Source organism: Nostoc sp. (assembly GCF_036917815.1).
Taxonomy (GTDB): domain Bacteria; phylum Cyanobacteriota; class Cyanobacteriia; order Cyanobacteriales; family Nostocaceae; genus Nostoc.
This window is the reverse complement of record NZ_JBALEK010000035.1, coordinates 173,911-197,217: the sequence shown is the minus strand read 5'-3', so window position 1 is coordinate 197,217 and position 23,307 is coordinate 173,911. Positions and strand designations below refer to the sequence as shown.

Annotated in this window: 19 protein-coding genes; 6 read left to right on the top strand and 13 right to left on the bottom strand. The window is 43.8% G+C overall.

Going from position 1 to position 23,307, the window contains the following annotated elements:
• Positions 1 to 64 precede the first annotated feature (64 nt).
• From V7K97_RS09450 to V7K97_RS09435, 4 genes are all read right to left on the bottom strand, one after another.
• A complete protein-coding gene (locus tag V7K97_RS09450; RefSeq protein WP_334800617.1) occupies positions 65 to 676 on the bottom strand; it encodes an IS607 family transposase in 612 nt (203 codons plus the stop codon).
• A gap of 86 nt (positions 677 to 762) precedes the next feature.
• On the bottom strand, positions 763 to 2,745 hold the full coding sequence (thiO, locus tag V7K97_RS09445; RefSeq protein ID WP_334800615.1) for a glycine oxidase ThiO: 1,983 nt from the start codon (positions 2,743 to 2,745) through the stop codon (positions 763 to 765).
• A gap of 91 nt (positions 2,746 to 2,836) precedes the next feature.
• Positions 2,837 to 3,256 (bottom strand): hypothetical protein, encoded by a 420-nt coding sequence (locus V7K97_RS09440; RefSeq protein ID WP_334800614.1) that lies wholly within the window; start codon positions 3,254 to 3,256, stop codon positions 2,837 to 2,839.
• A gap of 17 nt (positions 3,257 to 3,273) precedes the next feature.
• Positions 3,274 to 3,612: a 2Fe-2S iron-sulfur cluster-binding protein gene (locus V7K97_RS09435; protein ID WP_334800613.1), complete on the bottom strand. Its 339-nt coding sequence runs from the start codon at positions 3,610 to 3,612 to the stop codon at positions 3,274 to 3,276.
• A 75-nt stretch (positions 3,613 to 3,687) separates the two neighbouring features.
• Here V7K97_RS09435 and cimA point away from each other — a divergent pair, with 75 nt between their 5' ends.
• Positions 3,688 to 5,388, top strand: a complete 1,701-nt coding sequence (cimA, locus tag V7K97_RS09430) for a citramalate synthase (protein ID WP_334800612.1) — start codon at positions 3,688 to 3,690, stop codon at positions 5,386 to 5,388.
• Positions 5,389 to 5,804: 416 nt separating this feature from the next.
• Here the strand turns inward: cimA and V7K97_RS09425 are convergent, their stop codons facing one another.
• Positions 5,805 to 6,038, bottom strand: coding sequence for a hypothetical protein (locus V7K97_RS09425; protein WP_334800611.1), 234 nt, complete (start codon positions 6,036 to 6,038; stop codon positions 5,805 to 5,807).
• 160 nt (positions 6,039 to 6,198) lie between these two features.
• Between V7K97_RS09425 and V7K97_RS09420 the strand changes: the two genes are divergently transcribed.
• Entirely contained in the window at positions 6,199 to 8,367 is a 2,169-nt protein-coding gene (locus tag V7K97_RS09420) for an NAD(P)/FAD-dependent oxidoreductase (RefSeq protein ID WP_334800609.1), read from the top strand.
• A gap of 92 nt (positions 8,368 to 8,459) precedes the next feature.
• On the opposite strand, the gene V7K97_RS09415 is transcribed toward V7K97_RS09420, so the two are convergent.
• Complete coding sequence (locus V7K97_RS09415; RefSeq protein WP_334800608.1) at positions 8,460 to 9,977, bottom strand: hypothetical protein; 1,518 nt, start codon at positions 9,975 to 9,977, stop codon at positions 8,460 to 8,462.
• 1,176 nt (positions 9,978 to 11,153) lie between these two features.
• Here V7K97_RS09415 and V7K97_RS09410 point away from each other — a divergent pair.
• The 4 genes from V7K97_RS09410 to V7K97_RS09395 all read left to right on the top strand — a co-directional run bounded on the left by V7K97_RS09410 (position 11,154) and on the right by V7K97_RS09395 (position 16,061).
• The gene (locus V7K97_RS09410) at positions 11,154 to 12,608 is read left to right on the top strand and encodes an aminotransferase class V-fold PLP-dependent enzyme (protein ID WP_334800607.1); all 1,455 of its coding nucleotides are present in this window, start codon (positions 11,154 to 11,156) and stop codon (positions 12,606 to 12,608) included.
• Positions 12,609 to 12,845: 237 nt separating this feature from the next.
• The gene (locus tag V7K97_RS09405; protein ID WP_334800606.1) at positions 12,846 to 14,132 is read left to right on the top strand and encodes a sulfite oxidase; all 1,287 of its coding nucleotides are present in this window, start codon (positions 12,846 to 12,848) and stop codon (positions 14,130 to 14,132) included.
• A 116-nt stretch (positions 14,133 to 14,248) separates the two neighbouring features.
• On the top strand, positions 14,249 to 15,028 hold the full coding sequence (locus V7K97_RS09400; RefSeq protein ID WP_334800605.1) for a sulfite exporter TauE/SafE family protein: 780 nt from the start codon (positions 14,249 to 14,251) through the stop codon (positions 15,026 to 15,028).
• Between the two features lie 40 nt (positions 15,029 to 15,068).
• Positions 15,069 to 16,061, top strand: a complete 993-nt coding sequence (locus V7K97_RS09395; RefSeq protein ID WP_334800604.1) for an RNA ligase (ATP) — start codon at positions 15,069 to 15,071, stop codon at positions 16,059 to 16,061.
• Positions 16,062 to 16,127: 66 nt separating this feature from the next.
• Here the strand turns inward: V7K97_RS09395 and V7K97_RS09390 are convergent, their stop codons facing one another.
• The 7 genes from V7K97_RS09390 to V7K97_RS09360 all read right to left on the bottom strand — a co-directional run bounded on the left by V7K97_RS09390 (position 16,128) and on the right by V7K97_RS09360 (position 23,083).
• The gene (locus V7K97_RS09390; RefSeq protein ID WP_334800603.1) at positions 16,128 to 17,627 is read right to left on the bottom strand and encodes an Ig-like domain-containing protein; all 1,500 of its coding nucleotides are present in this window, start codon (positions 17,625 to 17,627) and stop codon (positions 16,128 to 16,130) included.
• A gap of 240 nt (positions 17,628 to 17,867) precedes the next feature.
• Positions 17,868 to 18,662, bottom strand: coding sequence for a TIGR03943 family putative permease subunit (locus tag V7K97_RS09385; RefSeq protein WP_334800602.1), 795 nt, complete (start codon positions 18,660 to 18,662; stop codon positions 17,868 to 17,870).
• Between the two features lie 32 nt (positions 18,663 to 18,694).
• A complete protein-coding gene (locus tag V7K97_RS09380; protein ID WP_334800601.1) occupies positions 18,695 to 19,747 on the bottom strand; it encodes a permease in 1,053 nt (350 codons plus the stop codon).
• A 348-nt stretch (positions 19,748 to 20,095) separates the two neighbouring features.
• Positions 20,096 to 20,245: a hypothetical protein gene (locus tag V7K97_RS09375; protein ID WP_334800600.1), complete on the bottom strand. Its 150-nt coding sequence runs from the start codon at positions 20,243 to 20,245 to the stop codon at positions 20,096 to 20,098.
• Between the two features lie 324 nt (positions 20,246 to 20,569).
• Entirely contained in the window at positions 20,570 to 21,577 is a 1,008-nt protein-coding gene (locus tag V7K97_RS09370; protein WP_334800723.1) for a WD40 repeat domain-containing protein, read from the bottom strand.
• Between the two features lie 360 nt (positions 21,578 to 21,937).
• Entirely contained in the window at positions 21,938 to 22,231 is a 294-nt protein-coding gene (locus V7K97_RS09365; protein ID WP_334800599.1) for a hypothetical protein, read from the bottom strand.
• Positions 22,232 to 22,912: 681 nt separating this feature from the next.
• On the bottom strand, positions 22,913 to 23,083 hold the full coding sequence (locus V7K97_RS09360) for a chlorophyll a/b-binding protein (protein WP_012410338.1): 171 nt from the start codon (positions 23,081 to 23,083) through the stop codon (positions 22,913 to 22,915).
• Positions 23,084 to 23,307: the final 224 nt, after the last annotated feature.

Below are 23,307 nucleotides of genomic sequence, written 5' to 3'. Positions count from 1 at the left end.
AATTCTCGTTTGATGGCATACATGATTAAACCTTAACAAACTTGTCTAGAAAACTAAGTATCCTTCATTCTGTACAAGGATCAACACCGTCAACAATCTTTTTTACTTTAGACTTGTATTTTCGCAGCCCGTACAAACGAGACGAAAAGCAATGGATAATTGACAACAAATCCTGGGTCAACTCTTGATGAGGAGACAAGGTTTCGGCGTTGGCAACAACAATTGAACCACCTCCCCACAACACAATCTGTTCGACTAACTCAAATCCAAATCGGCAAAGTCGATCCTTGTGTGCTACATATATTACTTTGACTTCTCCCTGAATGGCAAAACGCACAATCTGTAAGAATTTGGGGCGCTTAAAATTTAAGCCACCACCAATTTCTTGGATTGAATCAGTGATGGCAACGCCTTGGGCGAGTACAAACTGTTCCATTGCCTGAACTTGACTAATCAAATCACCCTTTTGTCCTGATGAGGAAACGCGACAGTAGACGATGATTTTGTGGGGAAACTTACCAGTTTTCAAGTTTTTAGCGCTAGATAAATGATGTTCGCTATATATTCGTTGATTGCCCAAAGTGCGTTCTGGTATTAGCTTTCCCTCCCGTTCCCATCGTCTCAAGGTTGAAGTTGAAACGCCTACCATTTTTCCGAAGTCTGCAACCTTCCACATAAAAATTGCTCATCTTAACTACCCATAGCTAAGTTTAGCAAGGTATTCTCGTATTTAATTTAGCTCCATTCCCCATTCCCTATTCCCTAACTAGTAATCGTCCCAGTTAGAGGTGAACTAGGACTGGCGTAATCTTTGATGGGCATTCTGCCAGCAAGGTATGCTAGACGACCGGCAACTGTTGCTAAATTCATGGCACGAGCCATTGCTGCTGGGTTTGGAGAAAGAGCGATCGCACTATTAATCAACAAAGCATCTGCTCCCAATTCCATTGCCTGGGCTGCTTCTGAGGGTGAACCAATACCGGCATCTACCACTACTGGCACACCTGCATTTTCAATGATGATCTGGATATTGGCGGTTGTTTTTAGCCCTTGTCCAGAACCAATCGGGGATGCCAAAGGCATTACTGTAGCACAACCTACCTCTTCTAAGCGCTTGGCTAGCATGGGGTCAGCATTTATATAGGGCAATACTGCAAAGCCTTCTTTGACTAATTGTTCTGCTGCTTGCAGCGTCCCAATTGGGTCTGGGAGTAAATACTTAAGATCGGGTATTACTTCTAACTTTATAAAATTATTATCTTCCTGTCCTAACAATTTCGCCATTTCTCGTCCCAAACGTGCAACCCGAATGGCCTCTTCAGCAGTTTGACAACCTGCGGTATTGGGTAACATCCAAATTTTCGTCCAATCTAAGGCTTCAGCTAAACCTTCATGTCCGGGGGCTTTGGTTTGTACCCGTCGTACTGCCACAGTGACAATCTGGCAATCGCTGGCGGCGATGCTTTGCTGCATTTCCTCGATGCTGCGATACTTACCAGTTCCCGTCATCAAGCGTGATTGGAAGGTTTTGCCAGCGATAATTAATGGGGAATTTGTAGAGACGCAATTCATCGCGTCTGGGGTACGATGCCCGTTGGAAAAATTGGCAGAGTGAGTCAGCATTGGGGTGGAGGTAGATGGCTTGGACTGGAAGCGCGAATATTGAAAATTAGCAAGTAGGGGGTCAGATTTTTGTGACAAGATGAAATCGGCAATCAAGGCGGCTGTGACGGGCGCAAGTAGAATTCCGTTGCGGTAATGGCCAGTAGCAAGGGTTAAATTTTGACAGTAGCTACTACCAAGAATGGGCAACTCATCAGGGGTGGCTGGGCGAAATCCCCACCAAAATTCCTGGATGGGATAATGCTTTAGTTGGGGATACAGCCGGATAGCAGCTTGTAGTAGTTTTTCAATGCCTTCTGGGGTGTTATTGGGGATAAAGCCAACATCTTCGCTGGTTGCTCCAAGAACCAGGCGATCGCGTCTTGGTACGATGTAAATATCTTGCCCAAACAAAATCCGCTTCAAAGGCAATTCCGGCACCAATTCCGGTATCCGCACACTCAGCATTTGTCCTTTTCTGGGACGCACTGGTAATGGTAACAATTCATTTGACCAAGCACCTGAAGCTAAAACATAGTGCGCGGCACGAATTATTCCCGCATTGGTTTGCAGTCCAACCACTTTTCCTTGGTGCTGTAACAATGCTTCTACTGTAATGCCGTATTTGAGTTCAACACCAACAGACTCAGCCGCCGTCCACAATACGTGAGCTAGAGCCTTATTATCAACTTGTGCGTCTTCGGGATACCACCAGCCACCAACTACCTCTGCTCCCAATCCTGGCTGATATTGATGAATTGCCTCTTTGTTTAACCAGTATGAGGGGGATGAGGGGGATGAAGAAGAATTTACTTCCCCTGCTCCCTCATCTCCCTGCCCCCCTACCTCTTCAAAAAAGGGTGCGAGGATACCGCAGGGACGGTAGCCAGTATTTAAGCCGGTTAGTTCTTCTAATTTGCGTGTCCAGTCGGGATATAAAGCACGCGATCGCCAACACAAGGAACGCATTGCCCCATTGGGGATGTTTTCTGCATCTGGTGCTAACATCCCGGCGGCGGCGTGGGTAGCAGCAGCCTGGAAGTCACTACAAAGCACGGTGACGTTTGTCCCGCGCAGTTTTAGTTCAATGGCGATCGCTAAACCAATAACGCCGCCACCAATAATTACAATCTCACTAGTCATTGGTCATTAGTCATTGGTCATTAGTCATTAGTACATAACTTATAACTCATAACTCATAACTTATAACTCATCACTAAAGACGGATCTATCGTTACCACAAGGCACGAATTGGTTCGTTGCTTTGATTTGTATCGCTGGATTTGGATGGCGTGTTTGTTTCTGAAGTATCTGTACTGCTGTCTGTTGTATTGCTGTCTGTTGGATTGTCAGCAGGTGAGGTTGTGTCAGTGGAAGGATTCTGGGCAACGCTAGTCCTGTTGTCAGGTCTTGGGGCTACAATACTGCGCTTATTTTCGTTTGTTTCAGTTGTTTCATTTCCTTCAGTTGCAGTTTCATCGTTCTTGCTGCCAGCAGTGCTATTAACATTGATATTAGCTGGTAGAACTTTTGCTGCTTTGCCACCGGGAGCGTTAGCGGTTTGTACCCCCATAGGAAAGTTGATGCCTAGTAATGTACCAAGCAAAATGGCCAAACCTCCAGCCATTAAAATTAAGGGTGTCCATCTACCCATCTTGTCTTAACTCCTTTTTAACCTTTTGGTGTCCACACTATTCGAGAACCTTGCCCCCAAAATCCATCAAACTTTGTCACTTTCACATCGCCTAAAACCTGAGTTTGACAGGCTAAACGCAAGTCTGTTGTAGGAGAATGGGGAGGAAGCGAAGTCCGCGCTCGATCGCGCCAATTCGCTGCTGATACTTTGCCCTCTACCTTAACCGTACAGGTAACGCAACTGCCAATGCCCCGACAGTTTATTACCTTAGCACCGCCATTGTAGAGGTCAATACTATTTTGCAGCAAGATTTTTCGGAGATTGCTTCCCTGTTCGCAATCAATTGTTTTACCTTCAGCTATTACCTTAGGCATTTTTAAATTGCCAAACTGGCTTTTTGTTGTATATTGACACATTGCCTTGAAAGTTGTCTCGTCGGTCCCAGTTTTATGACCACAAATTCTTCACCTCAACTTTGGCTCTATGACACTACATTACGCGATGGCACTCAGCGCGAGGGGCTATCTGTATCGATAGAAGATAAGTTACGCATTGCTCGTAGACTCGATCAACTGGGAATTCCTTTTATTGAAGGCGGTTGGCCTGGTGCCAATCCCAAGGATGTACAATTTTTCTGGCAACTCCAAGAAAATCCCCTAAAACAAGCTGAAATTGTGGCTTTTTGTTCGACTCGCCGCCCCAACTCCACTGCCGCAACCGAACCAATGCTACAGGATATTTTGGCTGCGGGAACTCGCTGGGTAACGATTTTTGGCAAGTCTTGGGATTTACACGTGACAACCGGACTCAAGACGACATTAGCAGAAAATTTGGCGATGATTGGCGACACAATTGAGTACCTCCGTTCTCAAGGCCGTCGCATTATCTACGATGCTGAACATTGGTTTGATGGCTATAAGCACAATCGAGATTATGCTTTACAGACATTAGAGGTGGCGATCGCATCTGGTGCAGAATGGCTAGTCCTCTGTGATACCAATGGCGGCACTTTACCCCACGAAATTAGCCAAATTGTTCAAGATGTGGTCAGGGTGACTAGGGAATGGGGAATGGGGAAGGTGGGGTCCCCTCTGGGGATAAGGGGTAATGGGGAATGGGGAACTGGGAAAGAATCTACCCAATCCCCAATGCCCCAAATTGGAATTCATACTCATAACGATTCGGAAATGGCGGTTGCTAACGCAATCGCCGCCGTGATGGCAGGGGCAAAGATGGTACAGGGGACAATTAATGGTTATGGTGAACGTTGCGGTAATGCTAACCTCTGTTCGTTAATTCCCAATTTACAACTGAAGGCGGGTTACAGTTGTATCACAGAAGACCAGCTAACACAACTTACAGAAGCTAGTCGTTTTGTGAGTGAGGTAGTCAACCTCGCACCAGATGAACACGCCCCCTTTGTGGGACGTTCGGCTTTTGCTCACAAGGGCGGTATTCATGTATCAGCCGTAGAACGTAATCCCCTAACTTACGAACACATTCAACCGGAACAAGTCGGGAATCGTCGCCGCATTGTGATTTCTGAACAGTCTGGACTGAGCAATGTTTTAGCCAAAGCCCGCAGTTTTGGCATTGAACTCGATCAGCAAAAGGCAGAGGCTAGGGAAATTCTTCAACGCCTCAAAGATTTGGAGAGTGAAGGATTTCAATTTGAAGCAGCAGAGGCCAGTTTTGTGCTGTTGATGCACGAAGCTTTGGGAGATCGTCAGAAGTTTTTTGAAGTCAAAGGTTTTCAAGTCCACTGCGACTTGATTGAGGGGAAAGAAACTAGCAATGCCCTAGCTACAGTCAAAATTGGTGTTGACGGGAAAAATATTTTGGAGGCGGCGGAAGGTAACGGACCTGTGGCAGCTTTGGATGCAGCTTTACGCAAGGCTTTGGTTAACTTTTATCCCCAAATAGCAACCTTTGATTTGACAGATTACAAAGTGCGGATTCTCAATGGACATACGGGTACTGCTGCGAAAACCCGTGTGTTGGTAGAATCAGGCAATGGTCGTCAACGCTGGACAACAGTAGGGGTTTCTACCAATATTTTGGAGGCTTCCTATCAAGCGGTGGTGGAGGGATTGGAATACGGTTTGTTGTTGCACTCTCAAGGGTCAACGGCGGTAAAAACTTCTGCTTGACAAAAACTATTATTTAGTGTGGACATATTTTACACTTTTTGAGCAGGAGGGCAAGCGATCGCCCAACTGAGCTATGTGCCAAAAATACTTATTTCGCTAAGGTGTCGAGGCGCTGCTCAAACAGCATGAGAATTGATCCACAAAAAAGACCTCTGGTACAAACCACAGGTCTTTCCGTTTCAGAAGGTTGTAAAATTCATTAGCAAGGTAAAACGCTGATATGGTTAATTTAGTGGCTTCTCTGCCGTGAATACAAAAATAGCAACCCAATTGCCAATCCCATACCGACAATTATTGTTACTCCTATACCTAAAATGCGATGCCTAGGTTGGGCAAAGCCAACGCCAATATCCCAATCTTTAGGTGCAAACCTAGAAATCTAATGCTGCGACAAAAACTCGATCATACACAAGGTTTTAGGAGAACTTTTCCCAGGATTGGGCAACTAATTTGCTCAACCAGCGACGTTGTTGCTGATCCAGCAGTGGATCATCCGCTAGCAACTGAGCGGTTAATTCTTCCAAAGATTGACCCTGAGCGCGGACAATTCTAATTACTCCAGCGATCGCGGCGGCAACTAGTTCTTCATCAATCGGCTGTTGTCGCAGGGCAACAATTTCTTGGGGACTGTCTGGAATGGGATAATTCATGGCGTGGGGTTAAAGTTTGACAAAATGAACAATAAGTTTGACAAAATCTTAAAATTTCTTCACTGAATCTTTACGAAACTAATAGGGCGGAGTTTACCTTACTTTGTGCATTCATAAAATCTGTCTTAGTGAATAGATTGAACGGAGATGTCAGGAAACGATGAGAGAAATTCTTTATTTAGAAGTTCCAACTGCGGATATAGCAACTGTGCGTAGCTGGTTACAAACAGATTTTGAAACCGGAAATGGAGAAAAAGTGCTTACCCCGTCAGGCTTTCGCTTGAAAATACCCACTGCAAATACAAGTGCTGGGGTGGCTATTTCCGAAAAATTGCCTGCGGAACTTTCGGTATTTGTCTGGTCGGTGCAACGAACTACCTATCTGAAAGTGTTTCGTTGGGCAGAACGGCCCTTTCCCAGTGAGGGACAAATCCTGCAACGCCTGACCAAGGAAATTAGAAGCCGTTTTCCGCATCATTACCCAGAACCGCCAGCAATTGATTTATCCCAGCAATCGATTTTTGCTGCACTAGGCTCTGTTTATCCCCTCACCGTCAAATATTTTCAGAAAATGCCCAACGGTGAATATGACCTAACGCGTGCCTATTGGTGGGAACAACGATGGCGCGAAGGAGTACGGAACCCGCAGCAGCCGCGTCAAGTGGTGTTTTCTGGTCAAGGGGACTGGGGACACTTCGACAAGCTCAGTGCATCGCTGGGGACTGGAGACTGGGGAAAAGGTAATCCCAATACCAAGTCCCCAATCACTAATCCCCAGTACGACATCATCTACATCGGCGGCGCACTAGGTGCAATTCATGCAGCACTGATGGCAAAATTGGGATATAAAGTCTTGCTGGTGGAACGAATGCCCTTTGGACGGATGAACCGAGAATGGAATATTTCGCGCGATGAGATTCAAAGCTTGGTTAACCTGGGTTTAGTCACCCCCACTGAGTTAGAAACCATCATTGCCAGGGAATACAAGGATGGATTCAATAAGTTTTTTGATGCTAATAATCCATCGAAACTGCGATCGCCTATCCTCCACACACCCACAGTCCTAAATTTAGGTTTAGATTCCGAAAAATGGCTCCAAATGTGTGGGCAAAAACTGCAAGCGGCAGGCGGTGATATTTGGGATGAAACAGAATTTATCCGTGCAGATATTGATATATCACAAGTCATTTTGAAAGTCAAGCATTTACCCAGTCAAATTGAAAAACAAGTAAGTGGACGACTGCTAATCGATGCAATGGGAACTGCGTCTCCCATCGCTTGGCAATTAAATGGTGGTCGTGCCTTTGATAGTGTCTGTCCGACGGTAGGAGCGGCAATTGAGAGCGGATTTGAGCCAGGGGTATGGGATTCCCAATATGGGGACGTTCTTTACAGTCATGGGGATATTTCGCGGGGAAGGCAGCTGATTTGGGAATTGTTTCCCGGTGCAGGAGATGAACTGACGATTTATTTATTTCATTACCACGAAGTCAATGCTGAAAATCCCGGTTCCTTGCTAGAGATGTACGAAGACTTTTTCACGATTTTGCCAGAGTATCGTCGGTGCGATATGGACAAATTGGTGTGGAAGAAGCCGACATTTGGGTATATACCGGGGCATTTTAGTGTGGGAAGTAGCGATCGCACAATTGCCTTTGATCGATTGATTGCCATCGGTGATGCGGCATCACTCCAGTCTCCCCTCGTGTTCACCGGTTTTGGTTCCCTAGTTCGCAACTTAGAACGCTTAACAACCCTGTTGGATACTGCTCTCAAACATGACTTGTTGAGTTTCCGACACTTGAACAAAATTCGCGCCTATCAAAGCAACGTTTCCGTGACTTGGCTATTTTCCAAAGGCATGATGGTGCCCACAGGGAAATTTTTACCACCCCAACGAATTAACGCCATGCTCAACACCTTTTTTGGGCTGTTAGCAGACGAACCCTTAGAGGTGGCAGATAATTTCATCAAAGATAAGTGTGATTGGTTAACCTTTAACCGCCTAGCACTGAAAGCAGCGAGAAAAAATCCTGCCTTACTTTTATGGATTTGGGAACTCGCTGGACCCAGGGATTTGCTGAGATGGCTTGGTAGTTATTTTAACTTCGGTCGTCATGCCCTGATTAGCGCTTTACTGAGTCCGTGGTTTGGGGGCTTCTTGAATCGGGTAGGTTCTTGGCTAGAACCCCGAAATCCCGCATTGTGGCTGTGGCTGTTAGCGATTAATTATGCGATCGCCACAGGCAAACCGCGATCGCGCAGTCAAGTAGCAAAAACTAACCCAGAAGCCATAATTCCCAAGTCAGAAGCAAGGATTCTCAATTAGGCATTGGGCATTGGGCATTGGGCATTGGGCATTGGGCATTGAGCATTGGGCATTAATTATTCTCCCTCATCCCTCATCCCCACTCCCCACTCCTAACTCTTAGGGCGAAAATTCGGCAGTTCCACAGATGCCAATGACTTACGCCCCTTGGGTGGACGCTGGGGATAAACAACCGGTGAGGGTGAATTGCCATCATTGGTATTATCACCTAATGACTCTGGGGACAAATTAGTTGCCGACAATTCCAACTGTGTCAATTGTGAAACTTCTGACCAGTAATCTTCAGTTTCTTCAACAGGCGTCTCGGTGTGAGGTGAAGTAGAAGAAACTGGTAAGTTATTCGCCAGCGAATGCCCAGAATCTGTCCTCCACTTCTTGGAGGTAGTTGTAGGAGGATTGATTTCTGCTTCCAACTGCTCCTCACCGTCTTCTAGAATTGTTGCTAAAGTCTCCCAGATCGGCGCATCACCTACATCTGTTTTCGCAACAGGCGGTGGTGATGCAGATGCGGGCTGGGAGGTGAAAAACATTTGAATTAGACTATCTAATTGCTGATCTAAATTTGATGAACCTAAAGGTGAAACAACTTCCTCTGGATGTGGGGAATCCTCAATTTCTGGAGATGGCGCAGCTTGTGTTGGTGTTGGCGTATCTTTCTTAACTGTCCAGTTCCAAGGAGATGAGGTTGTTGGAGTGGCTTCATTTCTTTGAAATGGGATTGGTGCTGAAGGTTCGCCCCAAGAATTATCTAGATCATCACTCAAGGATTCTGCTTCAGCTGACCAAGGTTTTATTGGCTGGGCGTTAGGAAACAAAGACCGAGCTTTTCTAGAAAATCTTCCTTGGCTACTAGTTATATCTTTAGGATGTTTTGCAGCATCCTGCAGGGAATCATAGCTAGGAACCGATGTATCCAGACATTTCTCCAGAGCTGCTTTGAATTGCAGCGTCTGGCGTTGTTGTCGCATCAGTCTAGTACGTAACTCCCGACAAGCATTTTCTGATTGCAATAGCTGCTGAGACTGTTCGTTGTTGTTAGTGTGTAGCAATGTACACTCTCGCTCTAACTGGGCAAGGCGTTGTTGGCTAATTTGGAGCTGTGTTTTATAACTATCAATGAAAAGTTCCTGGCGTTGAACAGTTTGTACGGCAGTTTCTAATTGTTGAAATAGGGATTTTATCTGTTGTTGGGCAGCAGCCAATTCCTGAGTATGTTGGTTAAGCATCGACTCACTAACACTGGAACGAGTTTTCTGCCACTGCAAAACCTTTTCTGACTCAGCTAAGTTGTCTTTTAGCTGCTCCACTTGTTCATATAAATTATTGTTAGCCCCACGTAATTCTTCATTCAATGCCAGCAGGTTCTGAAATTCCGAGTCAATAAGTGCTTGTTTGCCGCTTTCAGGCTCTGCAACCCAGTCTTGCTGGGTGGTATCTTGTGAAAATTGTGTATCTTGAGCTGGCATGAGAAGTGGCAGTTGTCTAACTGCCATACTGTCATTAGGCACAACTGAGTAAAAGGGACAACTCGCCTGCTCTGATTGTGGCGAATTAGCAGAATTTAGGGATTCCGTCACAGCCCCCTTGTTTGAGGTGTTAGCTTCATTCATCACTCTTGACTCACCTGCTTAAAAATATTCAGCAGTGCTGCCATTAGCATTGCTTATCAACTGTTGTCTAATCAGGGTTTGCTCTAGAAGCTAAGTTTAACTCTCTCCAAGCACCAGCAATTAATCATCAATTGATGTTCCCTATTTTGGATCTAGACTCATGCCGTTATAACACTATGATGCTCTTTCCCGTCAAGAAGAGGCGGAAGGGGAAGTCGGCCGTCTTTGAGCATAGGCGGGAGAGAGGTTGAAGGAGGCAGGAGGCAGAAGGAGTTTTTCAGTAGGGGTCGAATCCCCTACTGATTTAGCAGCCCTGAACTCTTGTTCAGTGGGGGTCTTAAACCCAAGACCCTCTGGTCGCGGGCTGTTACAGAGGGCAGTTTTCCTCCTGCCTCCAGCGTTGGAGCCTCCAACATCCTCGATAAACCCGATACTTAATTGTATTGGTTGATCAAGTTTTTCTGTATGAAAAGCTGCCTCACACTACACTTTATTATTTATAATCGCATCTGTCTTCAGAAATAAATCAGAAATGTCTTATTCAATACATTTTTATACTGACTTATTTCTTACCTAGGATAGATGTCAGTACAAGTATCTACCATTCGATGATAATTCTGTAATCCTGAGCGATCGCTATTTAATATCAGCAAACAACTAAGAGCTTTTGCCAGAAGTGCAATGTTAGGAAATCTTGATGTATGCGAATAAATACGTAGAAAGCATTATTAAATACGTAATAATATACCTAAGTAAATTAATGAAGCTTTTTTAAAGAGTAATCTCAACTTAGTACTGGCTTTTTTCTCGGTAAATACATTCCTAGTAAGCAATTCCAGACTTAGTTAGCGATCGGCTTTTTCTATCAACTTGTATTCAATACGTCAAGTTTGTTTAATGACTACAAGAAAATTGTTTAAAGTATACTTAACTACTTATCAATATTATATACCTTGTATATTGATTTACAGTATTGATATTTTAATTAAGTGTTAATACGAATACACTTTTTTATTTTTCTATTAAAGAATAGTTATTAAGACCGAGTTTTCCACTAGTAACAAAGTAGTTATAAAGACTATGGTTACTGCCGATTGATCTAATTGTGGCGCGAAAAAAGCGTTGTGGCAGTTAGGCTTGTCCAAAAAACTAAAATTTAAAATAGGGGTGCTGAAGATGACCGACTTACTTGCAATGGGTGCAAAAATCAAGCAAGAAGCTGCCCAATTACCAATGTTTGCAGAAAATTGTGACAGCTTTTGGGACAAAGAAATCAGACCGTTATTTACAGATGAGTCTCTATCTTTCAAGGTGAAAACTCTTAACGGAAATGATGTAAAGTACGTCAATTTGGATAATGGAGCGACAACCACACCCTTTGCAACCCTCAAGCAGCATGTGGATGAAATGCTTGACACTTATGGCAGCGTACATCGAGGTTCTGGGCAAAAGTCCATCATCACTACACGAGAATATGACGCTAGTCGAAACATCATTCGGGACTTTGTGGGGTCATCTTCAGACAACTATGTAATCTTTGCGAAGAACACAACAGAAGCAATTAATGGAGCCGCCACACTTTGGGCAAAAAAACCTGGGAAAATCTTAGTTTCTGATATCGAGCATTCATCCAACCTGCTGCCTTGGGTTACTAGAGACGAAGTTGTGCAGTATAGAACTCAACCCGATGGAAGTGTAAGTGTTGCAGAAATTGAAGATATCTTCAAGGCTCACCAAAATCTCCCCAAAGCCGAGCAAATTAAGCTGGTGACTATTACAGGTGCTTCGACAATTACAGGTTACAGACCTCCGATTTACGAAATTGCGGCTTTAGCACATCGGTATGGTGCTAAGATATTCGCCGACGTGTGTCAGTTAATTCAGCATGAACAAGTAAATATGGGTGCAGATGATGACCCATGTCATTTAGATTTTGTGGCTTTCTCTGGACACAAGATGTATGCCCCTTATGGAACCGGGGTTTTGCTGGGGCCAAAAGAATTTTTTGATAGCTCCTACCCATATCAAATCGGGGGTGGAAACCTGCCTTATATCACCAGAAACCTAGAGATAAAACGTTTTTATACAGAACGGGCGCACGATCCGGGAACACCAAACGCAATGGGTGCGATCGCCATTGCCAAGGCGATTGAAATTATCGAAACACTAGGGCGCGATCGCATTGCTCAGTATGAACACTCTCTAGTTGAATTTACGTATACACGCCTTAGGCTGATTCCTGGTGTTAAATTACATATTCCCGGAGATAATTTAGCCCATGTTATTCCCTTTGATATTGATGGGTTTGATGGACGCTTAGTAGCAGAGATTCTGGCACAAGAATACGGCATTGGCGTTCGGGCTGGGGCTTTCTGCACTTATGAATATATTCGCAAACTGAAGAATGTTTCGGATGAGCAAGACTGCGAAATTGCTCAGGAAGTAGACAGAGGAATTACACGCAACATTCCTAGTATTATCCGAGCCAGCTTTGCTGTATATAATACATTAGAAGACTGCGATCGCTTTATAGATGCGATCGCTCAAATAGCTAAAAACGGATTTGCTCACTATTTACCCAACTACACACAAGATGAGATGACCGGTGTTTGGACAGCGATAGGCAGCTAGTTTTTTTAGGGCATTGGGAAAGAGGAGGCAGGAGGCAGGAGGCAGAAATAAATTCTTTAATTTTGAATTTTGTTAGCGCCGGCGGCAAGCGAGTCCGCGTACCCTTTCAGGGATCTTGCTACGCTTTTAGCGTCTCGTAGAGAGCGTCATTTTGAATTTTGAATTGATTTCTCCCTCATCTCCCTCATCAAGCCTTATTCTGTGTGTCTTAATTACAAATAAAAAGGAGGTAATAGCTTGAGCGATGAAAACCTCTTTGACCAGGAGGATTATCTACAGGCACGGGTTGATGAGTGCATCTGGCAAAAAAGTACAGATGCGGGTATTTCGCGCCAGCGCTTTCTGAAAATACTAGCCACTATGGTTGGCGCAACAGCCATTGGGGGGTTAGTTAAACCTGCGGCTGCTCATAGTCAGGCAGTTGTTAAAACTAAAGGCAGCAAAATACTTAAGCCATTGCCGCCAGGGTATATCTCTCATAGCCAAGGCACATTAGAGATGAACTGGGAAGCGATGTATGGGCGTGGTTATTTAGTACCAAACGATTGGTTCTATGTTCACAACCGCCATACTCCTCCCCCTTTTCACCCGTCTACATGGCGTTTGCAAATTCATGGAACTGGTGTTTCTGCACCTTGTGAGTTTACTTACGATGAAATCATCGCCATGCCATCTATCTCAGTGACTTCTGCCATTGAGTGTGCTGCTAATGGTCGGCGCTTCTTTGAAGAAGCTTACAACATACCACTCCCCGGAACACGGTGGAGGCTTGGGGCTATTGGTGTGGCTGAGTGGACTGGTGTCCCACTTGCTATGTTATTAGAGCGGGCTGGATTGAAATCCACAGCGAAAGATGTACTCGTTGAGGGCGCAGATGTGGATTCGCTGGACTCAAAGGAGACAAATAAATCCAAGTTCAGTAGTGTAGTTCCAATTAGCAAAGCCTTAGCAGATAACTCCCTCGTCGTCTATGCAATGAACGGAGAACCATTACCTCCAGATCATGGCCAACCGTGCCGTGTCTTATTCCCTGGTTGGGGAGGAAACGCCAACGTTAAATGGATTGAGCGCATTGAGGTTTCCGAAACGCCGATATATACCCAATGGGTAACGGAGCAGATGGTGCTGGTTGGTGCAGATTATCCAGCGATCGCCCCATATAAAGGTAAGCTGATTACCTATCAAAATGTAAAAAGCGCCTTTGAGTTGGCTTGGCCGGCTACGCTTTCTGCGAGAAACTACCTACTACGTGGCCGTTCTTGGTCTGGGAAAGGAAAGATTGTGCGTGTGGAAGTTAGCCTAGATGGTGGCAAAACTTGGCAATTAGCACGACTGAGAGAGCCAAATTTTCCATTTGCATGGACACGCTGGGACATTGAATGGAACCCAGTTCCTGGGGAATATTTTCTCCAAGTTCGTGCTACTGACAATTTAGGAAATACACAACCAAGTACAGTTCCGTGGAATGATTCGGGATTGCTCTACGGAGGCGTTGTTAGTCATCCAGTGACAGTACGGGGATGAGGGAGAAATCAATTCAAAATTCAAAATTAAAGAATTTATTTCTGCCTCCTGCCTCCTCTTTCCCAATGCCCAATGCCCACTCAGCACTATCAGTTGTCTAGAAAAAGACCTAATTTATGATTGATTTTAGTTGGTTGATTTTAGTGACTGGGGGTTTAATATCTGGAGTCATAGCGGGACTTTTAGGAATAGGTGGGGGTATTATTACAATTCCTCTTTTAGTCACACTAGGTTATACTCCCGTTCAGGCGATCGCTACTAGTAGCCTTGCGATTGTGATTACTTCAATTTCTGGAAGTTTACAGAATTGGTGGATGGGCTACTTTGACTTTAAACGAGTAATTTATTTAGGAATTCCAGCTTTTTTCACTACTGGAATAGGTGTATATTTCGCCAATAAAATTCCATCCTATATAATACTCTTTACATTTGGCATCATACTACTTGCCAATATCTATTTGATTGAGCTTCGCAAGCAACTATCCTTCAAGGAAAAAGAGGATACAGCCCCAGTATTTAACCCAGTAGTTTCTAAAATTGGTACTGGGGGAGCAGCAGGAATTTTAGCAGGTTTATTTGGCTTAGGTGGCGGTACGATTATGGTGCCACTGCAAATGTTGCTACTGGGAGAAGAAATTAAAGTAGCAATTCAGACTAGTTTGGGTGTGATTGTCATCACTGGTTTAGCTGCCTGCACAGGACACACATTAGAAGGAAATATCCTGTTTACTCAAGGTATAGTTTTAGGATGTGGAGGTCTTTTAGGCGTTCAAATGAGTACTCGCACATTGCCAAAACTACCAGATTATACTGTGGGTTTAGTGCTTCGTATTTTCTTAGGAATACTATCAATTTATATTTTTTGGGAAGCTTGGATAAATTATCAAAAAATGTAGTAATTCGTAATATTATCTCCGCTTAATTACGAGGTGAACTATGAGTATTTTTAAAGTTGAAGTTGTCAAAATCAACAGCATTAATCCTCATCCCAATGCTGATAGGCTAGATATCGCCTCTATTCAAGATATGGGGTATCAAGTAATTATAGTCAAAGGTAATCTTCACCCTGGAGATTTAGCTTTTTACTTTCCTATTGATAGTGTGATTCCAGAAAACTTTTTGGATGAGTTTGGTATTCGTAACTACTACTCAAAAAAACTGCGTGCTGCCAAACTTCGCGGAATTTTTTCTGAGGGTTTGCTTATTCCCGTTGGTAATAACTTTATGGGAAATGTCGGAGACGACTATACCGAGTATTTTGGTGTAACAAAGTATGAGTATCCAATTCCTCAAGGGATGAGTGGGGAAGTAGAAAATTTTATTGGACATTACAAATTCCCCAGTCCCGAAAACCTAAAACGTTACAAAAATATCCTAATTGAAGGTGAGGAAGTTGTTGTAACAGAGAAGTTGCACGGAACTAACTTCACTGTCTTAGTTGATGCTGATGGCATAACTAAAATTGGCAGTCATAATTACTTCTGGAAAAACAGCGAAGTCAACAAAAAATTAGTTTATATTCGTGCTTACAACGAAAACGAAGCTTTCCAGAAACTTCCGCCAAGAACTCAGATTTTTGGAGAAATCTACGGCGTACAAGATATCAAATATGGCTTAAATAATGGCAACATTGGAATTGCTATATTTGCTGTGCGTCGCGGCAGTTATTTTCTCAATTACAACGATTTTGTGGCTTTTTGCGAGGAATTTGCTTTGCCGAGAGTACCTGTGCTTTATATCGGCGCTTACACTTGGGAAGCGGTGTCTCAGTTCAATAATGCCAATAGTATAGTCAGTCCCGATTGCATTATGGAAGGTGTTATTGTGCAACCAGTCATTGAGAAAAGTCATCCAGAAATAGGTAGAGTAGTTTTAAAGTTGATTAGCGATCGCTATCTCCTCCGTAAGGATGGAACTGAACTCCATTGAGTTCAACTCCAGTTTTGGTGGCGATACCTTAGCTAACCTTCCGAAATCGACTTAGGAATTATGCTCTCAAGGTAGCCAACGAGGATGAAATCCGGCTAAGGGGAGTTGTTCTGGTCTAATTTCAACAGTTGCAGCGTCGGCGATGGGTAACAGAGGCATTAACCACAAGCTACTAGTAGCGATCGTATCTCCATCATCAGTTTTCAAAGTATTTGTGGGTAATGACGCTGGGGGGTTTGTCTGCGGTACTACTTGGTCAAATAACAAGCCCAAACCGTCAGATGATAAACTCATTTGCACATTTCGTTGAGCAGGAGGCAGTACTAGCAGTGGTTTCTGTTGCCCAGTTTTCAGATCAATTGCCACCAGATAAGGCTGTTCTATGTATTGTTCCTTGGATACTAGCTGTGTCAGCAAGCAGTAGAGGGTGGGTGAGGCGATGTCAAATTGGCAACTGAGAATTGAGCCTGTTGTTTTTAATAGTTGTTTCTGCACACCTTGGTTTGTCACTAAAAACAAATCTCGCGTGTAATCTGTATTAAACTTGACCATCGCTGCTTGAGAGCCATCTTTGGAAAAAGCCTGTACCAAACCAAACTGCGGCAGAAAATCTAGGGGTTTACTCGCATCACCTTGCAGTGGTAAAATTGCGGCTCCCTGTCCTTGGGCAACTGCTACGGCTTTACTATCTGGGGTGATCATAAAGTCTCCCCCCGGTTGGCTTTTTAGACGTTTCAGGGCAGGTTTTTCTCCTGAAGCGTCACTGGTTGCTGGCATAAACCACAGCCCAAAGTCGCCAGGATTATTTTTGTTTCCGCGCTGGATGACAATAGTTTGCCCATCAGGTGATAAGTCAAATTTCAGGTTTTGATAATCTTTACTATCTAAAGTCAAGTCAACTTTGCCTTCTGATTCTGCTTTTTGTCCAGATTTACCAGAAACGCCCGTTGTCACTGTGTACAGTTGGGCGGAAAGTAAGTCTTGATTGTTTGCGGCGCGGGCAGAAAATAAAATTTTCTCCCCATCAGGAAATGACTCAAAATCTATTACTACTAAGTCTTTGGGGGTAAGTATCCTTTTTTGCTCTTGGGTCAAGTTGTAAAGAACTAAACGCCCCTGTTCTTCTTGATTGGTTCCGATGTAAAGGATGACGCGATCGCGTGTACGAAAGCTACCTGTAAAGGGCTGTATGACTCGATTGTTGCCCTCTTGCTGGGCAAACTTATCTTTGGCTCCCTGTAACTGCACTTTATAATTCGTACCATAAGGTGCTGGTGTCACCAGTGTATAAACCATCCGCCGCCCTGCCCAACTGAATTTACCTGCTAGAGGTGGCTCGATTTTCAAGTTATCCTCGACGCTTTTGATTTCCATTGGGCGGCTGAAGGTGAGGGTGAAAGAGTTATCTTCTGCCCCAATTTGTTGATTTTGCCAGGTAAATTCCCGGACACGGGCAGTCACCACATCACCTTGCAAGATGATTAACCCAATCAGCAGACTCAGCAGTAGCATTAGTGCGATCGCTATACGATCCAGTGGTTGGATAAATGCTTTAAATTTACTCATTGATTATGGGGCATTGGGCACTTGTACTGAGCGTTCGCGTAGCGTCTCGTAGAGAAGCCGAAGTATTGGGCACTTGTACTGAGCGTTCGCGTAGCGTCTCGTAGAGAAGTCGAAGTATTGGGAACTTGTACTGAGCGTTCGCGTAGCGTCTCGTAGAGAAGCCGAAGTATTGGGCACTTGTACTGAGCGTTCGCGTAGCGTCTCGTAGAGAAGCCGAAGTATTGGGCATTGGGCTAATGACTAATAACTATAAGGATTCTCCGGTTGAGGAATCTTTTTGAGAGAGGTAGCGGCAATGGTAAGTTGGCGTTTACCAGCCAAATTTTCTGTTACCATTTGTCCTTGTACTTCCAGCCAAGTGTCAGCAGAGTAAGTCTCTTGATTATTTTGTAGTTTGACGGGCAATCCCACAGGGTAAGCATCTGCTGCACAGCAAGTTAAGATAAATCGTGCTAAGAACAAATATTCTTTTCCGATATCTGGCGGGTGGATGACAAATCCCTGCACCTTGACTTTTTGACCTTTGTATGTATCCGGCTCTGGATAGACATTGACGGTGCGTACCCAGTCTACAAGCGATCGCTCTTCTGGACGAACAGTAGCCCGAAAGGATTGGGGTTTGACACGCGTACTTCCCAATAAATCAGTCGTCACACCCCTTTGTAGTGCTTTGTCACTAGCAAAAACTTGAGGTGTAATGATAAAACCTAGAATTGCTGTGGTCAACAACAAAGTACTGCCCCAACCAGGGGGAAATAAACTAATATGCTGGGCATTTGGCGTCACATCACGGCGACGGCGTTGCCAAAGTTCCTGCATCTTCGAGAAACCAATAACGATCAAGCTGATACCAGTCACCACTACGAACCAAATATAATTTGGGTGAATCAACAGGTTCAGCTTGTTAGTTAGCCAATATCTCAACATCAAAGTGCCCCAAGCTGTAATTGCGATAGCATCCAGCCAAGGGAGTAACAGATTTGGGATTTTAGATTTGGGATTTTTGTTATTCATTAGGCATTGAGCATTGGTCATTGGTCATTAACAAATGACAAATGACTAATTTTTTAAAGGACGTGCAAGTTCAGGAAAAGGGTGAATACAAATGTTAATTGTGCTGCTAAAGCAAATAAGTAAAAAACCGTTTTCGGTTTAAAAATCGATAACATCAAACCAATGCCTTTGATGTCAATCATTGGCCCAAACACCAGAAATGCCAACAATGAACCACTGCTAAAGGTTGAGGCAAAAGATAGGGCGAAAAAAGAATCCACTGTAGAACAAATTGACACCACCACTGCTAATATCAGCATGACGACAATTGAGGTAATCGGCCCAGCACCCAAACTGAGAATTAATTCACGGGGAGCGAGGATTTGAATAGCCGCAGCGATCGCACTTCCTAAAATCATGATTCCGCCCAGTTCTCGGAATTCTTGGATGCTATTATCCACAACTAGGCGCAGTTTATCTGCAAGGGGTTTATTGGAAGTAGACATTGAGGTAGGCGGTACCAAATTAGCATCTATTCGCAGAGGCGCACCTGTTTTTCCTCCTAAGATATAAGTCCCCGATTGCAAGATATTTGGTATCGCTGCTTCCTCTTCTACTTGGGAACGCTTACCACGGCGTTTGGTTTCAGAGAGCGTGGGTGGATTAAACTTCATATAACGAGCGATCGCAGGTTGGACTATAGGATTTAAGTCCTTTTGAAAACTGAAAACGTACCCGATAATTGTGGCAATTACTAGAGAAAATACCACTCGTAAGACCACTATTTCTGGCTGATCTCGAAATGCTGTCCAAGTTGACCAAATTACCACCGGGTTAATTGTGGGTGCTGCTAGCAAAAAACCAATTGCAACAGGTGTGGGTACTCCCTGAATCAGGAACCGCCGCGCTACCGGTACATTCCCGCACTCACACACCGGAAATAAAAAGCCGATCATACTACCAACTAAAGCACCCAATAGGGGATTTTTGGGCATTCTTTCTACTAATTTGCGCTCATCAACAAAAAACAGCAGCAAACTGGAGAATAAAACCCCAAGAAGCAAAAAAGGCATCGCCTCGACTAGCAGACTTAGAAATAGCGTAAAACCATTGTTCAATTGATTCATGGGCGTCGCAGTCAAAAGCGGTTTTGAGTTTTAGGGTTCTGCCTAGTCATTCTATCGAAATGGGGATCAAAAACAGTTCGGGAAAATTAAACATCATTTAAGTAGCAAGTTATTTGACGTTTCAAATAGCGTTTCACCGTTGAAACCTTTGCTTCAGAGGAGATATTGACTTTTGCCTGAGTGCATTTACTGACGATGACCATTTCTAAGATTGTCTAAGTTCAGAAATTGTTCCGGTCTAGAGGGCAAGTAGCTGCATAGATGATTTGGAAATTACCTATGTTTATACTGACAGTAATTTTCTGGATCAGATATTAGCTTGGCTGTATTTTCATCAAGTATTCACAGTTATGCAACATTTGGTGTAGGCGTAGCCCGCACTTCTCTACGAGACGCTTCGCGTAGCTTGCTTCCACGAAGTGGTACGGCTGCGCTCAGTGACCGTCGTAGACATCGCTTTTGGTTGATACCATCATTGATTTTGGCTAGTTCTGGCAAAATTTGATCTGAGCCTTGGTTGATTTTTTACTATAACAACTCTGAAAATGCAAAACCAAATTTTAGCAAACAATCTAAAAATCACCATCAGGCTGGAAACCTGGGCGGTAGTCACTACAACAGCCTAGTACAAGAAGGCAAAAGTAAAAAGAAAGAATGCTTATTTTGTAGGCTTTCTGGCTATTTAAAATGGTTGCTTTATTTACGCCGTGTCGTACTAGGCTGCGCCCTCTTCTCTCTTAACACTAGCGGAGCATTAGCAAGTCTTGTCTGCGACACGCTACTCGCTAACGAGCGCGTGGGAAAACCCATGAGCTACCGCTATTACTTACGTTTTAGTGGAATGCCCCAAATCTTGATTTGTTGATCAAATCCACCACTGGCAAGAATTTTACCATTTGGACTAAAAGCGATCGCACTTACCCAGTCTGTATGTCCACTCAGTGTCTTGATTAACTCACCTGTAGTTAAATTCCACAATTTAATCCCATCTCTGCCGGCACTAGCAAGGGTTTGTCCATCGGGATTAATGGCGATCGCATTTACCCAGTTATTATGTCCTGTAAGGGTGCGGACTAATTCTCTAGTATTAATATTCCATTGTTTGATGGTGCGATCGCGGCTAGCAGTAACTAAAGTTTCTCCATCTGGTGTAAATATGACAGCACTAACAGCATTAGAATGAGCGACAAATTCACTGATTAATTTACCAGTACTCAAATTCCACAACTTGATTACACCCTTATCATCACCACTAGCCAAAGTCTGTCCATCAGGACTAATGGCCAGGGTATAAATCAAATTATCAAAACCCACCAGAATCCCTAGAGGGCGTTGCTGTAGCAAATCCCAGAGACGAATCCCATCCAAACCTCCACTGACTAGAACTTTACTATCAGGAGATACCGCTAAAGATAATACGTTACTGGTATGTCCGACAAAAGAGCGGGTAAATTTGAAATTTTTCAGGCTCCAGAGGTTAATCGTGTTGTCATCACTACAGCTAGCGAGGGTTTGACCATCTGGCGAAATCACTAAAGATTCTACGGCTGTTTTGTGTGCTTTATTAATACTTCCCAACCTTTTGCCGTTTGTTGGATTCCATAGGCGAATTATACCCTCGTTTTCTGCACCTCCACTCACCAGAATTTTGCTATCTGGACTGAAAGCGAGGGATTTAACGGTTCCGTCATGTCCTCTGAGTGTGTAAAGTAGTTGGGCATTAGCAAAGCTGGTGGTAGCTTGGGAGTCTGGCGTTAATTCAGTGGCAGCATGAGCTTGATGAATAGAAAACCCTTCCCAGATAGTCACCGGAAGGGCGACTGCTGCCATAAATGCCAGGAGAATATATGGGCGCAGAAAATTACCGCTACCTCTTCCCTTACTACTCACTCTTTTTCCTCACTTTTATAGATTATAGATCCAGTTAACCAAATCAAATTATCAAGGAATACTCGGAGAAGAAACAGCTATCTATGGCTGAAATCCTTAGAGATTATATTAAAACCCTCGCGTTACCTGCTAAAAAATAGCTCATTCCTCATACATCTGTTCCCTATGTTGCCTACGGCAAAAATTGGTTACAGATGTAATCGTCAATCGTAACTTGCAATCCCCACCCTGTAGAGGGATGGGGTATTACGGTGTTTTGATAAATTTTACAGAGTTATTTAAGTAATAACTCTGCATATCCTAAAGAGGTGGTTTTCTCTTAGAAACGCTTAACATTGGTAAAGGCGCAGTAGAAGAACGAGAGGGCAAATAATGTTGCACCACAGGCTCCTCTGGGAGAGGACGACGTTGCTGGAAACGCCACAACTTAAAGCCTAGCGTTATCCCTGTGGTTCCCAAACCAAAAGCTAACAACGACCAGCTATCATTCAATCCGCCAATCAGGGCATCCATAACGCCCATCGTCATCAACACACTGATTATTGGCTCTTTTCGGTAGGTTGACTTCAAAAAACGAGGTAATACAGCATTCATCACAGCTTGGTTGGTTCCAGTTCACCTTTTGTGTATATTTACCAAGAATACCTTACCCCTAATTTGCCTTTCTCATCCAAGGCTGACACTAATTATGATTTTCTTTAGTAAGGGAGTAAGTTTAATCATTAATTGCCTTGCATATAAGCTGTTCCACATTTAAACTGCATATACTGGGTGGGTAAGATGCCATTAGTGTCAAGTTAACGTGAAAAGGGCGGTTAGAAACCGCGCGCCAGGTGCTTCAAGTCGGCGGAGCCGCCCAACGCACTGGCTTGTCTACACAGACGAAACCCACCTGCGCGGGTTAAAAACATTAATTTTTCTTAGTCCGCGTAGGCGGACGAGAGTTTGTATAGCCGCGAATTCTATTCGCCCTAGCTCTAAGTTGACACCAATGGTAAGATGCCCACCCCACAAGAGTTATATTGAATTCGATTATGCAAATTAGATGTTTTTTAGCTTACTAGTTGCAAGTCTATGATATTTCAATCACTAATAGGTATTTTGATTCCTCTCTTGCTTACATTCTAGGGCAAGAATTTATGAATAAGTTTAATTGTATCTAGAGTGAGGTACTTCCCTATTAATTATTGAAGTCAAAACCAACTGGTTGTTCCAGCTGGTTGAAACTCTTTTAACTACTAGCTTAGAACTTCCACCTTGTGCTTATTGCTGGCACTACTTCAGACCCAGCCATGATAGCACCCCTTGATTGGTGACATATTCAATCACCAGCATCAAAGCGAAGCCAATCATTGCGGCTCGACCATTCAAGCGTTCGGCATATTCGTTAAAGCCAAACTTCGGCTCTTCTAGTTTAGGTGTAATTGTTGGTTGTGTTTGTGTCATTTTTTCAGAAACCTTTTTTCGGCAAACGGGATTTGATATGAGACTTCTGGTAGAAGTCACGCCAAGCAGGTATAAGCGGTAAAAGTTAAAGGAATATACTCGTTCTTTTACCGAACACTTACGTAGCTTATCTGACTTTTCACTCTATACCTGGAAGGAAAACCTCACTTCTATTTCTCTCTCCTAAAAGGAGAGAGACTTTGAATTTTCCAGATGACGTGAGA

Excerpts from the sequence above, each read along its gene's own strand:
- cimA (WP_334800612.1), top strand. The coding sequence starts at position 3,688 with ATGACCACAAATTCTTCACCTCAACTTTGGCTCTATGACACTACATTA.
- V7K97_RS09400 (WP_334800605.1), top strand. The coding sequence starts at position 14,249 with ATGATTGATTTTAGTTGGTTGATTTTAGTGACTGGGGGTTTAATATCT.
- V7K97_RS09435 (WP_334800613.1), bottom strand. The coding sequence starts at position 3,612 with ATGCCTAAGGTAATAGCTGAAGGTAAAACAATTGATTGCGAACAGGGA.
- V7K97_RS09390 (WP_334800603.1), bottom strand. The coding sequence starts at position 17,627 with ATGAGTAAATTTAAAGCATTTATCCAACCACTGGATCGTATAGCGATC.
- V7K97_RS09360 (WP_012410338.1), bottom strand. The coding sequence starts at position 23,083 with ATGACACAAACACAACCAACAATTACACCTAAACTAGAAGAGCCGAAG.
- V7K97_RS09380 (WP_334800601.1), bottom strand. The coding sequence starts at position 19,747 with ATGAATCAATTGAACAATGGTTTTACGCTATTTCTAAGTCTGCTAGTC.
- V7K97_RS09370 (WP_334800723.1), bottom strand. The coding sequence starts at position 21,577 with ATGGCAGCAGTCGCCCTTCCGGTGACTATCTGGGAAGGGTTTTCTATT.
- V7K97_RS09415 (WP_334800608.1), bottom strand. The coding sequence starts at position 9,977 with ATGAATGAAGCTAACACCTCAAACAAGGGGGCTGTGACGGAATCCCTA.
- V7K97_RS09365 (WP_334800599.1), bottom strand. The coding sequence starts at position 22,231 with ATGAATGCTGTATTACCTCGTTTTTTGAAGTCAACCTACCGAAAAGAG.
- V7K97_RS09395 (WP_334800604.1), top strand. The coding sequence starts at position 15,069 with ATGAGTATTTTTAAAGTTGAAGTTGTCAAAATCAACAGCATTAATCCT.
- V7K97_RS09420 (WP_334800609.1), top strand. The coding sequence starts at position 6,199 with ATGAGAGAAATTCTTTATTTAGAAGTTCCAACTGCGGATATAGCAACT.
- thiO (WP_334800615.1), bottom strand. The coding sequence starts at position 2,745 with ATGACTAGTGAGATTGTAATTATTGGTGGCGGCGTTATTGGTTTAGCG.
- V7K97_RS09440 (WP_334800614.1), bottom strand. The coding sequence starts at position 3,256 with ATGGGTAGATGGACACCCTTAATTTTAATGGCTGGAGGTTTGGCCATT.
- V7K97_RS09450 (WP_334800617.1), bottom strand. The coding sequence starts at position 676 with ATGTGGAAGGTTGCAGACTTCGGAAAAATGGTAGGCGTTTCAACTTCA.
- V7K97_RS09425 (WP_334800611.1), bottom strand. The coding sequence starts at position 6,038 with ATGAATTATCCCATTCCAGACAGTCCCCAAGAAATTGTTGCCCTGCGA.
- V7K97_RS09410 (WP_334800607.1), top strand. The coding sequence starts at position 11,154 with ATGACCGACTTACTTGCAATGGGTGCAAAAATCAAGCAAGAAGCTGCC.
- V7K97_RS09385 (WP_334800602.1), bottom strand. The coding sequence starts at position 18,662 with ATGACCAATGCTCAATGCCTAATGAATAACAAAAATCCCAAATCTAAA.